Below are 15,785 nucleotides of genomic sequence, written 5' to 3' on the forward strand. Positions count from 1 at the left end.
GCTCAGGCCGGCTTGCAGATGGGCCGGTCGCCGCCCTCGCGAATGAAGTCGATCAGCTCCATGGCCAGAGGCTGAGCAGCATAGGTTTCGGCTGCGGCAGCCAGTCTGTCTTGGAAGAGACCTTCTCCCTCAAAGATCGCGCGGTAGGCGGCGCGAATGGTATGCATGTCAGATTTGCTGAAGCCCCGGCGTCTGAGGCCGACCACATTCAGGCCCGCGAGTTTCGCATGATTGCCGACAACCGACCCGAACGGAATCACATCCTCTACCAAAATGGCGCCACCTCCAATAAAGGCGTTGCGGCCAATCCGCGTGAACTGGTGGACCGCAGCAGAGCCCCCAAACCAGACATGGTCGCCTACCTCGATATGGCCAGCGAGGGAGACATTGTTCGCCATCACCACATTGTTGCCGATGCGGCAATCATGCGCGATGTGTGCGCCGACCATGACGTAGCAACCCGTACCGACGCGGGTAACGCCTCCGGACTTCGGCGAGCCGCTATGGGCGGTGGCAAATTCGCGGAACACGCTGCCCGCGCCGATTTCGAGCCGGGAGTCTGGCGGCGCGCGCACGCCGATCACCTGCGGGTCAGATCCCAGCACAGCGTGCGGATAGAGCGTGCAGTTCTCGCCCAGCGTGGTGTGGCCTGTCACCACCGCGTGGGACATGAGCTCTGTGCCGGCGCCCAATTCAACGTTTGGACCGACATGGCAGAATGGCCCGATGCGCACGCCGGGATGAAGGATCGCACCTTCTTCGACGAAGGCGGTGGGATGGATTTGAACGCTCATGCGGCGCCTGCCCTGCTGCTTGGCTGCTGACCGGGATATCAGCTGGTTTTCTTGGGGTTTGTCTGCTTCTGCAACCAGGCAATCTCGCGCATCCACTGCCGGATCGGTTTCGCCGGTGTGCCGCCCCAGGTTTCGCCGGCATCCACATCCCGGAAAAGGCCTGCCGAAGCGGCGAGGCTGACGCGCTCACCCACCGTGACATGATCCGCAATGCCGACCCGGCCGCCGAGCATGGACCCGTCGCCGACGCGGACGGAGCCGGAGATGCCGCCGAAGGCGGCCACGATCACGCTGCGCCCGAGCTGAACATTGTGGGCAATCTGGCAGAGATTGTCGATCTTGGTGCGCTCACCGATGATCGTGTCCTCGAACACGCCGCGGTCGATACAGGTATTTGCACCAATCGTGACATGGTCCTGGATAATCACACGGCCGAAATGAGGCGCGTCCTCTGCGCCGGCTGGACCGCTCAACACGCCGAACCCGGCCTCTCCGATCCGCGCACCGGAGAGAATGGAGACATGGTCGCCGATCAGCGCGCAGATGATCGACACACCGGCGCCAATGACACAGTTGCGCCCGATCTGGACCCCCGGGCCGATGACTGCATTGGGAAGAACGACCGTGCCCTCTCCTATTGCAGCCCCTGCCCCAACCACCGCGCCCGGAGCAATGAGCGCTTTGGGATGGATCGAGGCGTTCTCATTCAGCCGCTCGCTGCCGGTTGGCATCAGGTGGCGAGGCCGGAACAGCGCCTTTGCGATGACGCTGTGGGCGTGCCGCGCGAAGCGGGTTTCCAGGACGCTCACGCCTTCTGGCACATGCCCGCGCATTGCAGGCGTCGTCACAACAGCTTGGAGAGCCGGGCTCAGATCCGGCGCCGCCCGCCCATCTCCGTCAAGGAATGCGAGTTCGCCGGGGCGGGCATGGGCTGATGAAGCGATACCCGCGATCTGGAAATCCGCATCGCCGGCCAGATCCGCGCCTGTCAGCTCCGCAGCCTGTCCAAGTGACAAGGGTGCTTCCGGAGCAAAAAAGCGGGGATCGACGGCCATACGGGCAACCGGTTACTGTTGCTGGGCCGGCAGGCGCTGGCGGGTCACAGCAATCGCCGGTGTACGCTGATCGAGCTTGGAGATGACATCGGCGGAGACATCAACACTGTCCGCAACGACCAAAGCCATGTCCTTTTCGATCACGATCTGGGCACCGCGCTCACGCATCACTTCCAGGACGACCGGTTCCAGCGCGGTGTTGAAATCAGCCAGCGCCTTTTGCCGGGTGAGCGTGAACTCCTGGGAGACGACCTGCTGGCGCTGCGCAAGCTCCTGGCGGCGTTGCTGGAAGGTGTTGAACTCAGCGACAATCGCTGCGTCCGCCGAAATCTGCTCTGGTGTCTTGCCCTGAAGTTTCGGCTGCAGCGCTTCGGCCAGTGTATCCACCGTCCGGGCAAGCGGAGCGACTTCGCCATCAAGCTGGGTACGGATGTTCTGCAGCTTGGTCACGATATCACGGCCCGCGCGGCTTTCCTGGAAGATGCGAAGTTCATCGATCACGATAATGGTCGTACCCTGAGCATGTGCGGCCGGGACTGCGTGGATGATAGACGCCAGCGAAATCGCCAGTGCGGCGAGGAGAAAGCGGAAAAGGGTCATGGCAGGTTATCCTGATGGGGGCTGAGAGGCTCAGAACCGTGTTGAGGTCGAGAAGCGGAAGGTTTCGGTCCGGTCATACTCTTCCCTGCGAATGATCTGAGAGAAGTCGAACCGGATGGGTCCGAATGGCGAGTCCCAGAAAACACTGAGACCAGCCGACGCCCGAAGCGATAGCGAGTCCTTTGTCAGTCTGACGGCATTAAGATCGCCAAGACCGAGAATCGCCGGATCCGTGATGAAAATGGGATCGCCCTTGTCGACATCGGACAACAGCCCCAGTGAGCCGACATCCACAAAGACTGCACTCCGGATCCCGTATTCCTCCGGGATGAAGTTGGGCACGGTCAATTCGAACGTACCCTGATAGTAGGCGTTGCCGCCAAGCGAGTTGAGGCGGCGCGTATCAACGATTTCGCCCGTGTTCGGATCAAAAATTCGCAGGATTTCACGCGGCCCAAGGCCCGCGACATCAAATCCGCGGAACGTGCTGCCACCCCGGAAGAACCGGTTGTTGATCCGCACGCCTTGCTGCTCGTCGAGTGTATGCACGTAACCGCCGGCGAAGCGCGCGCTTGCCACCACATCGCGCCAGATGCCGCGATAGAAGGACAGCCCTGCCTCGGTGCGGATATAGCGCACATCCCCGCCGATGCCGGCAATGTCCTGGCTGAAGCGAAGGTCAAAGCCGCGCGTTGGCGAGATCGGGTCATTCGTCCGGTCAAGGAACAAACTGTAGCCGATGATGCTCGAGATATCGTTGCGCTCCGATCGGCAGATCGTGTCGCGGAACAGGTAAGCCGGATCACAGATATCGACCAGAAACTCACCTGGACCCACATCTTCCGGGCGCGGCTCCCGGAACAAGTCATCGAACGGATCATCGGGCGTATCCTGGCCCGCAATCTGAACGATCGTGCGGAGGAGATTGCCGTTTTCGTCAATGATGATGTTCCGGTCGGTGATGTTCACATCATCCGACTGCAGACGATAGCTGAGGCCCATCTGCATCCGGTCCGACAGCGGGAAGGCCATGCGCAGACCGCCGCCGATTGTCTCGCTCTTGAAGCCAGTGAACTCTTCAAAATCCTGCCGGGTCGCAAACATCTCAACACCGGCCGAGAGGTTCCTGTCGAGGAAGCGCGGTTCTGTGAAGCGAAGGTCTACAACCTGCTGCCGGCTGGAAAGCGAGGTGCGGGCAACGACCGATTGGCCACGGCCCCGCAGGTTGCGCTGCGAAGCGCTGAGATCGAACAGATAGGCATCGACCGAGGAGAAGCCGGCAGCAAACGAAAGTTCGCCGGTCGACTGCTCCTCGACTTTCAGTTCGACGATTGTCCGGTCCGGCTGCTCGCTTGGTGTCTCGGTGATCTCGACATTCTTGAAGAAGCCGAGGGCGCGAACCCGGTTGCGCGAACGGTCGAGCAGGATTCGGTTGAAGGCATCGCCCTCCGAAATTCTCAGCTCACGGCGGATCACGCGATCAAGCGTCTGGGTGTTGCCCACAATGTTGATCCGCTCGATGTAGACGCGCGGGCCTTCATCGATTGCGAAGGTGATGTCGATGCGGCCGGTCTGCTCATTCACGCTGACTTGGGGCCGGACATCCACAAAGGCGTAGCCCGCGATACCGGCGGCGTAGGTGAGGGAGTCGATCGTCGCTTCAATCAATGACCCGCGGAAAAGTTGCCCTTCCTGGATCGGGACGACCGACCGCAGCACATCCGCATCGAGCTTTTCCAGGGCCGTCTCGACACGAATGGTGCCGAAATCATACTGGCGCCCCTCATCGACCGTATAGGTGATGTAGAAGTCTCTCTGGTCCGGCGTCATTTCCGCCACGGCCGAGACGACGCGGAAGTCGTAATAGCCGTTGTTCTGATAGAACTCACGGAGCTTTTCCCGGTCGAACTCCAGCCGGTTGGCATCGTAATTGTCGTTGGAGCTGAAGAAGCGCCACAGCCGCGACTGGCGCGTGACGATCTCGCTGCGCAGCCGGGAGTCCGAATAGGCCTTGTTGCCGATAAAGTTGATGGCGCGCACGCCGGTCGTCGGGCCTTCGGTGATTTCGAAAATCAGGTCGACGCGGTTCTGGGCAAGTGGCTTGTATTGCGGCTCCACCTTGGCTGCGAAGCGGCCAGACCGGCGGTAAAGTTCGAGAATGCGCTGCACGTCTGCCTGAACGCGGGCAGCGGTGAACACGCCGCGCGGCGCGGCCTGGACTTCCTCGCGCAGCTTGTCATCGCGCAGGGCCCGGTTGCCCTCGAAGATGACGCGGTTGATGATCGGGTTTTCGACCACCTGGATCAGAAGGTCATCCCCGCGCCGGTCAATCGAGACGTCGGCGAACAGGTTGGTCGCGAACAGCGTCTTCAGCGACAGGTCAATCCGCTCCGGATCAAACGGGTCGCCCGGCTCCAGCAGCAGGTAGGACTGGACCGTGCGCGCCTCGATCCGCTGGTTGCCTTCGACCAGAATGCTCCGGATGGTGCCGCCATAGCGCACATCTTCCTGAGCCTCGGCCAGCATCCCGAAATTATTGATACCTAGGCCGAGCGTGCTCGAAGCAAGAACAGTGGCTGCGAGAAACTTGCGCATCTTGGAAAACACTTTCTGTCTAGGGCCAACGGTCGGTCAGCCGCCCCCCCGCCCGAACAGTCCGGTCTCGAGGATATCGCCCCAGGTGATAACAACCACCAGCAAAAGCAGCAGGAATAAGCCTGTCCGCAATGCCATCGCCTCCACCTGGCCGGGCAACCTCGCCCCGGTCACAGCTTCGTATGCATGAAACACAACCCGACCGCCATCCAGCACTGGCAGTGGCAGCAGGTTGAAGAATCCGACCCCGACCGAGACAGCCGCGCACAGGCTCATCAGCATCCAGAAAAGCTGCTGGGTCTTTTGCCACGGCGTCAGCGTCGGATGCTCGACGACACGGTTCACGACCCTGCGGGAGATGTCGCCAATCCCGACGGGACCGGACATGGTGTGGATGGACATGTTGCCGGTGATGATGCGGCTGAGCATCGTCACCGTCTGCTCGATCGTCCGGCCGGTCTGCATCGTGCCGGCGGCGAGCGATCCGAGCGGCCCGTGCCGGACCGGCTCCATCCACTCTACCTGGCCCATTCGCACGCCGATCGTGCTCTGCGGGACGATCTGCCCGAACTCGTTGGGCCTGACGACTTCCTGCGGTGTGACGATCAGGTCCAGCATCTCCTCACCGCGCTGCAGCGAGAAGGTCAGGCCCTGATTCGGGTTGACGAGGATGATCGAGAGCGCGTCCCCGCGGCTGCGGATCTCACGCCCGTTGATCTGAAGGAGGCGGTCCCCCTGCTCGACCCCGGCCTCGGCAGCCGGCTGCCCGGGCAGAACATCCGCGAAGACAACCGTGTAGCGCCCGATCCCGTTGGCCCAGATGATCAGCGCAAACATCAGGATGGCGAGGATGAAATTGGCAACCGGGCCGGCGAGGCTGACAACGATCTTGGGGAAAGGCTTCAGCGAATCAAAAGGCACGCCCCGAATGACAGGCTCGTCAGGCGCCGGCGCGGGTGCGTCCTGTTTGGGTTCAGGGATAAAGGCGACGAAGCCGCCCAGCGGGACCATGTTCAGCCGCCAGCGCGTGCCCCTCGAATCACGGCGTTCGAACAATGTCTTGCCGAAACCGACCGAGAACGACTCAACCGCCGCGCCATAGTAACGGGCTGCGAGATAGTGCCCGAATTCGTGAACCACGACCACGATGCCCATCATGAAGATAAGGCACACAATAAAAAGCGGGCCCTGGCTGAGAACTTGATCCACTGTGATCACCCTCCTGCCCGCTTTCGGGCGCGTTCCAGCCAGTCAGATGCAAGAAATGCCCCATACCGGCCAACTTCCGCAATTTCCTCAAGCGTTTCGCATTTGCTAGAGGCAAAACTGCCGGAAGAAAAGCGCTCGAGTGCGTCTTCCACTGACCTTGTAATGTCCAGAAATCCGCAGGATCCGTTGGTAAACGCCTCGAAGGCTGCCTCATTAGCGCTATTTAATACAACCCGTCCCCCGGGGCCGAGCGCGATCGCCTCGCGCGCGAGCCGGATTGCGGGGAATCGCGCCTCGTCCACTTCCTCGAAATCAAGCCTTGCGAGCTGGGACAGGTGCAGCCGGTTCACCGTGGTCGGGATCCGGTCCGGCCAGCCGAGAGCATAGGAAATCGGGGCCTTCATGTCGGGCGTGCTGAGCTGCGCAATCACCGACCCGTCGGTGAAATGCGCCATGCCGTGCACGATGGATTGCGGGTGCACGACGACATCGATCCGCTCAGGCGGCATGTCGAACAGGACAGAGGCCTCGATGAACTCCAGCGCCTTGTTCATCAGGGTGGCGCTGTCGATGGAATTCTTGACCCCCATCGACCAGTTGGGGTGGGCTGCGGCCTGAGCCGGCGTCGCCCGGGCCATTTCTTCGAGGCTGGCCGTGCGAAACGGCCCGCCGGAGGCAGTGATCGTTAACAGCTCGATGGAGCGGCCATCTCCGAGGCATTGGAAGATCGCGCTGTGCTCTGAGTCCACCGGCAGGACTTTTGCGCCGTATTTCTGTGCCTCGCTGAGGATCACCTGCCCCCCACAGACGATGCTTTCCTTGTTCGCGATAGCGACATCATTGCCGGCGCGCACGGCAGAAAGCGTCGATTCGAGACCGGCAGCCCCAACGATGGCCGCCAGGAACCGGTCGCACGGCATGGCGGCAGCCTCGTTGAGGGCGGAGGTGCCTGCAGCGACCTTGATTCCGCTTCCCGAAAGCCGGGCGTCGAGTTCTTCCCGGCGAGTTTCGTCTGCGATGACAGCGAGTTCCGGTCGGAGCAGCAAAGCCTGCTCAGCGAGCCTCTCCACATTGCTGCCGCTGGCCAGGGCAACGATTTCGAAGTCACCGGCGCCGGTATCGCGGGCATGCTGGATCACATCGACGGCTGAACAGCCGATCGACCCTGTCGAACCCGCGATGGAAATGCGCCGCGCCGCCATGTCCTACAGCCCCAAAGCGCCTGAAAAGCCCGGGATTGCGGCCAATGCAAGGCAGCCCGCAATGCTGACCGCACCAAGGCCGTCCACACGGTCGAGCAGCCCGCCATGGCCGGGCAGGATCGTGCCGGAATCCTTGACCTTGAAGCGCCGTTTCAGGCCGCTTTCGAACAGGTCGCCGGCCTGTGCAAAGATTGAAATGGCAATGCCGGTCATGATCCAGATCCCGTGATCGGCCTGTTGTAGGCTGGCGGCCGAATAGCCGCAAACGCTGCAGGCGATGATCGCGCCCAACGCGCCGCTCCAGGTCTTGTTCGGGCTCTCGCTCGGCAGCAGCCGGGGCCCCCGCAGGGCCCGGCCAACAAAGTAAGCGGCTGCATCCGAAGCCCAGACGAAGGACATGAAATACAGCGCGGCGGCGCGCCCGTCCCATGGCCCCTCGCGCAGGCCATAGAGCGCCCCGACCATCGCATAGACGTAGATGACGCCAAACCCTGCGGTCAGACGGGCCTTCGCGCCCCCATGGGCCGTGAGCACCGCAAAGACGCCTCCCGCCATCAGGGCGGCCACCGGCAGCCACAGTTCATTTGCCGCGAGCGACAACCCAAAAACCGCGCCAAGCACCGCCTGGATGCGCGGCTGTGCCGCCGCGCTCATCCCGCACCATTCCAGCATCATCACATAGGCGAATGCCGCACACGCGGCAGCGAGCCAGATACCGCCCATCCAGACGGCGCCAAGAGCCAGCGGAATAAGGACAAGGGCAGAAGCGAGGCGCAAAGGTAATTCGGAAAACCGCCGGTCGGCCGGTGTCCAATCGCCCATCAGCCGGCTCCCGGCGAGACCGCGCCGTACCTGCGCTCCCGTTCGGCGTAGCGCCGGAGGGCTTCTTCAAGCTGCGCGCGGCCAAAATCGGGCCAGAGCACATCCAGAAACACCAGCTCCGCATAGGCAGCCTGCCAGAGCAGGAAATTGCTGATCCGGTACTCACCGCTGGTCCGGACCATCAGGTCAGGGTCAGGAAGACCGCTCGTGTCGAGGTAGCGGGCAAAGTCGGCCTCGCGGATGTCTGCGCTGCACTTTCCGTCTGCCACATCCCGGGCGAACGCCGAGGCGGCGCGGGCGATTTCATCGCGCGAGCCATAATTGAAGGCAATGGTCAGATTGAACCGCGCATTATCACGCGTTTCGGCCTCTGCCATCGAGACGAGGCTTGCGATGTCCGGCGGAAGCCCGCCCCGCTCACCGATGACCCGGATGCGGACCCCTTCCCGCTTGAGGCGGGCAAGGTCGAGCTGCACATAGGTCTTGAGCAGGCTGAACAGCGTGCTGACTTCGGCAGCGGGCCGGCGCCAGTTTTCAGTCGAGAAGGAGAAGACGGTCAGGTAGCGGATGCCGAGGTCTCCGGCCGCCTCAACGGTCCGGCGCAGGGCTTCAACGCCGCGCTCATGGCCAGCGGTGCGCGGCAGGTGCCGGGCCGTTGCCCAGCGGCCATTGCCATCCATGATGATCGCCACGTGCTGCGGGACAGCAGGACCGGGCCCAGCCGCCGCAAGATCTGTCGGGGCAATCACCCTGGACATTAAACCTGCATGATCTCCGCTTCCTTCGCTTTCAGGGCCTCATCGACCCGTTGAACAAAGGCATCCGTCAGCTTCTGCACTTCTTCAGTCAACGCGCGATGGCGATCTTCGCTGATTTCGCCATCTTTTTCCATTTTCTTGAGCGTATCCATCCCGTCCCTGCGGACATTGCGCACAGCCACCCGGGCGGCTTCGGCATACTTTCCGGCAATGCGGGTCAACTCGACGCGGCGTTCCTCATTCAGCGCCGGGATCGGGATGCGCAGCGTCTGGCCGTCCATGACCGGGTTCAGGCCGAGGCCGGAATCCCGGATGGCCCGGTCTGTCGCGCCCACAACGGACTTGTCCCAGACATTCACAGACAGCATCCGCGTATCAGTCACCGTGACTGAGGCGACCTGGCTGAGCGGCACGACGCCGCCATAGGCCGGAACCTGAATGGAATCCAGCAGGTTTACGGAAGCACGGCCTGTCCTGAGGCCCGCGAATTCAGAGGCGAGCGAGGCCAGCGCGCCGTCCATCCTGCGTTCGAGATCCTGTTTGCTGTAGCTCATATCTGGTCAGCTCCCTTTGTTGCTGATCGTCGTGGACGTGCCGCGGCCGTAGAGGACGTTCAGCAGGGATCCCTCTTCTTTCAGGGAGAATACGACGATCGGAATATTGTTGTCGCGCATCAGGCTGACAGCGGAGGAATCCATCACGCGCAGGTCCTTGGCGAGCAGTTCCTGATAGGCGACGGCATCATAGCGGGTCGCGCTGGCGTCCAGTTTCGGGTCGGCCGTGTAGACGCCGTCGACCTGGGTGCCCTTGAGGAGGGCATCGCAGTTCATTTCGATGGCCCGCAGGGCGGCGCCTGTATCGGTGGTAAAGAACGGATTGCCGATGCCGGCGGCGAAGATCACGACGCGGCCCTTCTCCATGTGCCGCTGGGCGCGGCGGCGGATATAGGGCTCACAGATCGCATCCATGCTGATGGCGGACTGGACGCGGGTCGGCACGCCCTTGCTTTCCAGCACGCTCTGCATCGCCAGGGCGTTCATGACGGTGGCGAGCATCCCCATCGAATCAGCCTGCGCGCGGTCCATGCCTTTCGCTGCGCCAGCAACACCGCGGAAGATATTGCCCCCGCCAATGACGAGGCACATTTCAGCGCCGGCCGCCCGCGCATCCGCGATTGCCTTGGCGAATTTCTCGCAGGTCGGGATGTCAATGCCGAACTGGCCGGGACCCATAAGGGCCTCACCTGACAGTTTCAGCAGGACACGGCGGTATTTCAACTTCGGGAGATCGGCTTCGCCGGACGGCATGTCTAACACCCTCACGCTTCCCGGGCGGGTAAGCAAGATACAAAAATCCCGGCCACCCGCTTCGAGTGGCCGGGACTGTTCAAAGCCTCTGCCGGGCTCAAAGGCAAGCCCGATCAGGAACCTTTTGTGAGTGCGGCCACTTCATCAGCAAAGTTGTCGGCCGCCTTTTCGACGCCCTCACCCAGCTTGAAGTGGACAAAGCCCTTCAGCGCGGCGCCCTGGCCTTTCAGGAATTCGCCGACGGTCTTGTCGGGATCCATGATGAAAGGCTGCTCGACGAGCACGACTTCCTTGTAGAACTTCTGCATCCGGCCGACGATCATCTTCTCGATCACCGCTTCCGGCTTGCCGCTCTCGCGGGCCTGTTCGGTCAGCACGCGCTTCTCGGTCTCGACGAGGACGGGGTCCAGCTCGTCCGTGGTGGCAGCAGCCGGCGAAGTGGCCGCGACATGCATCGCAACCTTGCGGCCAGCGTCTTCCAGGTCACCCGAACCTTCGACCGAGACAAGCACGCCGACATTGCCCATGCCGGGCACGACGGCGTTGTGAATGTAAGCGGCAACCCGGCCCGTCGAGGTCAGGCGCTTGAAACGGCGTAGCGTCATGTTCTCGCCGATGGTGGCGATCATGCGCTTGATGAGGTCATCGACCGTGCCATCGCCGTCCGGCGACGGAGCAGCGGCAAGCGCCTCAACATCCCCGTCAACGCCGAGGGCGACAGTTGCGATACCGTCGAGCGATTTCTGGAAGATCTCGTTGCGGGCAACGAAGTCTGTCTCAGCGTTCAGCTCGACAATGGCGCCGGTCTTGCCATCAGCCGACAGCTTGACGGCCACAAGGCCCTCAGCCGCCGCCCGGCCCGATTTTTTCGCGGCCTTCGACAGGCCCTTGGCGCGCAGCCATTCAACGGCCGCGGCCTGATCGCCGTTATTCTCGACGAGGGCCTTCTTTGCATCCATCATGCCCGCGCCGGTCTTCTCACGAAGTTCCTTGACGAGCGCCGCCGTAATCTCAGCCATGAGATCGATCCTTCAGTTTGCGTTGCCGGAGGCAGCGTTTCAGACGCCGCCAGCCGCTTCTTCATCTGCGAGTTTCACGTCCGCGTCTGCGAGCGTGGCCACATCCGAGGACGCGCCCAGGTCAATGCCGAGACCCGCCGTGGACTCAGCCAGACCATCCAGCACGGCATCTGCAAACAGGTTGCAGTAGAGCGAGATGGCGCGGGCCGCGTCGTCATTGCCCGGGAAGCCGTAATCAGCGTCGGCCGGGTCGCAGTTCGTGTCGAGCACGGCAACGACCGGGATACCCAGCTTGCGGGCCTCCTGGACGGCGATGGCTTCCTTGTTCGTGTCGATCACGATGATCGCAGCCGGAAGGCCGCCCATGTCCGCGATACCGCCGAGGGCGCGCTGCAGCTTGTCGCGGCGGCGCTCCAGGTCGAGCAGTTCTTTCTTGGTGAGGCCGCTGCCGCCGCCGCTTTCGAACATCGCGTTCAGCTCACGCAGCTGACGGATCGAGTTGGACACGGTGGTCCAGTTCGTCAGCGTGCCGCCGAGCCAGCGGTGGTTCATGTAATACTGGGCGCAGCGCTGCGCGGCTTCTGCAACCGGCTCCTGAGCCTGGCGCTTGGTGCCGACAAACAGGATCCGGCCGCCCTTGGCGACGGTGTCACGCACGAAAACCAGCGCCTGGTGCAGCGAGGGCACGGTGTGCGACAGGTCCATGATGTGGATGCCGGAACGCTCGCCGTAAATATACGGCTTCATGCGCGGGTTCCAGCGGTGGGTCTGGTGACCGAAGTGGACGCCAGCTTCCAGCAGCTGACGCATGGTAAACTCGGGTAGGGCCATCGATTTCTCCATCCGGTTGGCCGTCGCAGGTGGAACTGCGGGACTATCCCGCCGCACCGGATGCACCCACGACTTGGGTTTCGATGCGCGGCGTATACTCAATCCTGCCGGAACGGCAAGTGGCAAAAGGCGGCTGGTTCAGGCCGGTTGGCTCACGCAGCCTGGCCCGGATCCACCCGTTCCACGCCCGGAAGCTCCTTCAGCGCCCGCTGGGCCCGGAGGCCGATGGTATACACTTTCGGCAGCTGCAGGGTTACCAGCCGGCCATTCTCAAGGGGAACTTCAAGGAAGATGCTGCCCCGGTCCGGCGAGGCGAGCTTTTCCAGCCGGTCTACCACCGCCGCAAGCTCCCTTGGACTGGCCCCCTCGGCAAGGCGCACTTTCAGCGAGCCGGAGGGCTTGGCGAGGCGGGCCGCTTCCAGCTCGACAGCCCGGTCAAGGTTCAGGCGGAGTTCCTCGCCATTGAAACGGGCGGTCACGGTCAGCGCGACCGCCTTGCCAGCCTGCAGGAGGTCGCCATGCTGCTGGAGGCCTTCGCTGAAGACCATCATCTCAGCTTCGCCGGTCGGATCCGATATGGTCAGGAAGGCGAATTTGCTGCCGTTGCGGCCCTGCTTGTCGGTGCGCGCGCGCACGATGCCGATCATTTCGAGCGGCTTGCCATCGGTTGCCCGGTCATGCAGCTCCATGACGAGCGTTACCCGGCTCCGGTCAATCGCCGTCAGGACATCATCCAGCGGGTGGCCGGAGAAATAGAACCCGATGGAGCGGAACTCCTCGTCCAGCTTCTGCTGGCTCGTCCACGGGCGCAGCTGCAGCAGGTCTGGCCGGAGCGCCGGTTCGCTTTCGCCGAACAGCCCCCCCTGCCCGCCCATCCGGTCCTCGGCGGTGCTGGCACAGTATTGGGCGAGCAGGTTCACAGCGGCGAAGAGCCTTGCGCGGTTCGGCTCCAGCCCATCAAACGCTCCGGCGCGCGAGAGGGATTCCAGCGCCTTCTTGTTGACCTGGCGAGGATCAACCCGTTCGGCGAAGTCATAGATATCCCTGAACGGCCCCTGCGCTGCGCGCACGGCCACCACATGGCGCATCGCCTCCAGCCCGACGCCCTTGATGGCGCCGAGGGCGTAGAGGATCGCTTCATCATCCACATCGAAGTCCGCTTCGCTGCGGTTGATGTCGGGCGCGCGGACCGGGATGCGCAGCCGGCGGGCTTCCTGGAAGAAGGCGGCGAGCTTGTCCGTGTTGCCAACATCAAGGCTCATCGAGGCGGCGAGGAATTCGCGCGGGAAGTGACATTTCAGGAAAGCCGTCTGATAGCCGATCAGCGCATAGGCAGCGGCGTGGGATTTGTTGAAGCCATAGCCGGCGAACTTTTCCATCGTGTCGAAGATTTCGTTCGCCAGCGGCTCTGCCATGCCCTTGGTTGCGGCGGCGCCTTCGACGAACCGCCGGCGCTGCGCGATCATCTCCTCGAGCTTCTTCTTGCCCATGGCGCGGCGAAGCAGGTCGGCTTCGCCGAGCGAATAGCCGGCAATTTCCTGCGCCATCCGCATCACCTGTTCCTGATACACAGGCACGCCATAGGTCGCCTCAAGGACGGGTTTCAGGTCCGGATGTTGGTAGCGGACGGAGGCCGGGTCTTCCTTACCCTGAACATAGACCGGGATGTTTTCCATCGGGCCCGGACGATACAGCGAGATAATCGCGATCAGGTCTTCGATATTGTTCGGGCGGACGCGCCGGAGCGTGTCACGCATCCCCGCGCCTTCAAGCTGGAATACGCCGAGCGTCTCGCCGCTCGCCATCAGATCGAACGTGTCCGGATCATCGAGGCTCTGCCATGCCGGGCCGACATCGCGCCCGCTGCGGCGGATGAAGCCGAGAGCCCGCTCGATCACGGTGAGCGTTTTGAGGCCGAGGAAGTCGAACTTCACAAGCCCGGCCATCTCGGCATACTTCATGTTGAACTGTGTCGCGGGAAGGTCCGCCCTCGGATCATTATAGAGGGGCACAAGCTCGACGAGCGGGCGGTCTGCGATCACGACGCCGGCGGCGTGGGTTCCGGCATTCCGGTACATGCCTTCGAGGGATCGCGCGATGTCGATGAGTTCGCCAACACGGGCGTCTGCGGCGATTTCCTCATCAAATTTCGGCTCGCTGGCGATGGCCTCATCGAGCGTCGGTGGCTTGGCCGGGTTGAAAGGGATGAGCTTGGCCAGCCGGTCAACCTGGCCATAGGGCATCTGCATCACGCGCCCGACATCGCGGACGACGGCCTTGGCCTGCAGCGTGCCGAAGGTGATGATCATCGCGACGCTGTCCGCGCCGTACTTCTCACGCACATAGCGGATGACCTCGCCGCGCCGTTCCTGGCAGAAGTCGACGTCGAAGTCCGGCATCGAGACCCGCTCGGGGTTCAGGAACCGCTCGAACAGCAGGTCGAACCGCAAGGGATCAAGATCGGTAATCAGCAACGCCCAGGCGACCAGCGAGCCGGCACCGGAGCCCCTGCCCGGCCCGACCGGAATGCCGTTCGCCTTGGCCCATTTGATGAAGTCCGAAACGATCAGGAAGTAACCCGGAAAGCCCATGCGGGCGATGATGCCGAGTTCATAATCGAGGCGCTCGAAATAGGTGCTACGTTCGGCATAGAGGCGGTCCGCCTGCTGAAGGCGCAGCTCAAGCCCCTCCCGGGCCTGGTGGGCAAGCTCTTCGGCCTCGGAACGGCCTTCCTTGCTGAAGTTCGGAAGGATCGGCTTTCGCGTTTCCGATTTCACGGCGCAGCGACGGGCGATCTCGGCGGTGGTCTCGATGGCCTCCGGCAAGTCGTGGAACAATGCTTCCATCTCGGCAGCGGTCTTCAGGTACTGGTCCGGCTGGACGCGCTTGCGATCCTCCTGGCCCAGATACTCGCCATTGGCGATGCACATCAGCGCATCATGGGCAGTTGCATCTTCCGGCTTCATGAAGCGCGCATCATGCGTGGCGACGACCGGCAGGCCGAGCTCATAGGCAAGGTTCAGGAGGTCCGGCTCGGACTTGATCTCGTCCTGCGTGCCATGGCGCGTCATCTCGACATAGCAGCGCCCCGGATAGGCGGCGGCGAGCGTGGCGAGTTCGGTGCGCGCGTCCGCGATCCGGCCTTTCAGGATATGCCGGGCGACTTCACCTTCGGCGCCGCCGGTCAGCAGGATCAGCCCGTCGGTTTCCTCGAGCAGATGGGATTTCAGCAGCTTCGGCACGCCGTCCGCGGCGTCGAGATAGGCCCTTGAGGACAGGTACATCAGCCGCCGGTAGCCGACCTCGTTCTGTGCGTAGACCGCCAGGCGGGTTGGCTGGGCGCGCGGCGCACCGTCCGTCACATCGAAACAGCACGCCATGATCGGCTGGACGCCGGCATCAGACAGGGTGAGGGAGAGTTCGAGCGCGCCGAAAAGGCAGTTCCGGTCGGTCACCGCCAGGGCCGGCATCCCCTGCTTTGCGCACCATTTCGCAAGGTCATAGGGCCCGATCATGCTTTCCAGCAGGGAATAGCTGGAACGGACGGCCAGATGGATGAAGGGTGAGCGGGTCATGGCGGGCTCCGGACAGAC

The 15,785-nt window shown here is 62.9% G+C and carries 13 protein-coding genes; all 13 read right to left on the bottom strand.

The window, feature by feature from the left end; genetic code table 11:
• Window positions 1-2 precede the first annotated feature (2 nt).
• Window positions 3-794 carry an acyl-ACP--UDP-N-acetylglucosamine O-acyltransferase gene (gene lpxA / locus ACK4SV_RS08125; protein WP_409917315.1) on the bottom strand — a complete coding sequence of 264 codons (792 nt, stop codon included), beginning with the start codon at window positions 792-794 and terminating at the stop codon, window positions 3-5.
• Window positions 795-832: 38 nt separating this feature from the next.
• The gene (lpxD, locus tag ACK4SV_RS08130) at window positions 833-1,849 is read right to left on the bottom strand and encodes a UDP-3-O-(3-hydroxymyristoyl)glucosamine N-acyltransferase (RefSeq protein ID WP_409917316.1); all 1,017 of its coding nucleotides are present in this window, start codon (window positions 1,847-1,849) and stop codon (window positions 833-835) included.
• 12 nt (window positions 1,850-1,861) lie between these two features.
• Window positions 1,862-2,449 (bottom strand): OmpH family outer membrane protein, encoded by a 588-nt coding sequence (locus ACK4SV_RS08135; RefSeq protein ID WP_409917317.1) that lies wholly within the window; start codon window positions 2,447-2,449, stop codon window positions 1,862-1,864.
• A 30-nt stretch (window positions 2,450-2,479) separates the two neighbouring features.
• Entirely contained in the window at window positions 2,480-5,044 is a 2,565-nt protein-coding gene (gene bamA, locus ACK4SV_RS08140) for an outer membrane protein assembly factor BamA (RefSeq protein WP_409917318.1), read from the bottom strand.
• Window positions 5,045-5,080: 36 nt separating this feature from the next.
• Entirely contained in the window at window positions 5,081-6,253 is a 1,173-nt protein-coding gene (locus tag ACK4SV_RS08145) for a M50 family metallopeptidase (RefSeq protein WP_409917319.1), read from the bottom strand.
• 5 nt (window positions 6,254-6,258) lie between these two features.
• Complete coding sequence (gene dxr, locus ACK4SV_RS08150) at window positions 6,259-7,455, bottom strand: 1-deoxy-D-xylulose-5-phosphate reductoisomerase (RefSeq protein ID WP_409917320.1); 1,197 nt, start codon at window positions 7,453-7,455, stop codon at window positions 6,259-6,261.
• A gap of 3 nt (window positions 7,456-7,458) precedes the next feature.
• On the bottom strand, window positions 7,459-8,277 hold the full coding sequence (locus ACK4SV_RS08155) for a phosphatidate cytidylyltransferase (RefSeq protein WP_409917321.1): 819 nt from the start codon (window positions 8,275-8,277) through the stop codon (window positions 7,459-7,461).
• Window positions 8,277-9,035 carry an isoprenyl transferase gene (locus tag ACK4SV_RS08160; protein ID WP_409917322.1) on the bottom strand — a complete coding sequence of 253 codons (759 nt, stop codon included), beginning with the start codon at window positions 9,033-9,035 and terminating at the stop codon, window positions 8,277-8,279. Before ACK4SV_RS08160 ends, ACK4SV_RS08155 begins: the two co-directional genes overlap by 1 nt.
• Window positions 9,035-9,589, bottom strand: a complete 555-nt coding sequence (frr, locus tag ACK4SV_RS08165; RefSeq protein ID WP_409917323.1) for a ribosome recycling factor — start codon at window positions 9,587-9,589, stop codon at window positions 9,035-9,037. The genes ACK4SV_RS08160 and frr overlap by 1 nt, the downstream gene beginning before the upstream one ends.
• 6 nt (window positions 9,590-9,595) lie before the next feature.
• Window positions 9,596-10,342, bottom strand: a complete 747-nt coding sequence (gene pyrH, locus ACK4SV_RS08170; protein ID WP_409917324.1) for a UMP kinase — start codon at window positions 10,340-10,342, stop codon at window positions 9,596-9,598.
• A 113-nt stretch (window positions 10,343-10,455) separates the two neighbouring features.
• Entirely contained in the window at window positions 10,456-11,361 is a 906-nt protein-coding gene (gene tsf, locus ACK4SV_RS08175; RefSeq protein WP_409917325.1) for a translation elongation factor Ts, read from the bottom strand.
• Between the two features lie 39 nt (window positions 11,362-11,400).
• Window positions 11,401-12,192, bottom strand: a complete 792-nt coding sequence (gene rpsB / locus ACK4SV_RS08180) for a 30S ribosomal protein S2 (protein ID WP_409917326.1) — start codon at window positions 12,190-12,192, stop codon at window positions 11,401-11,403.
• A 152-nt stretch (window positions 12,193-12,344) separates the two neighbouring features.
• Window positions 12,345-15,767 (bottom strand): DNA polymerase III subunit alpha, encoded by a 3,423-nt coding sequence (dnaE, locus tag ACK4SV_RS08185; protein ID WP_409917327.1) that lies wholly within the window; start codon window positions 15,765-15,767, stop codon window positions 12,345-12,347.
• Window positions 15,768-15,785: the final 18 nt, after the last annotated feature.

The organism is Hyphomonas sp., from assembly GCF_046313735.1.
Lineage (GTDB): Bacteria > Pseudomonadota > Alphaproteobacteria > Caulobacterales > Hyphomonadaceae > Hyphomonas.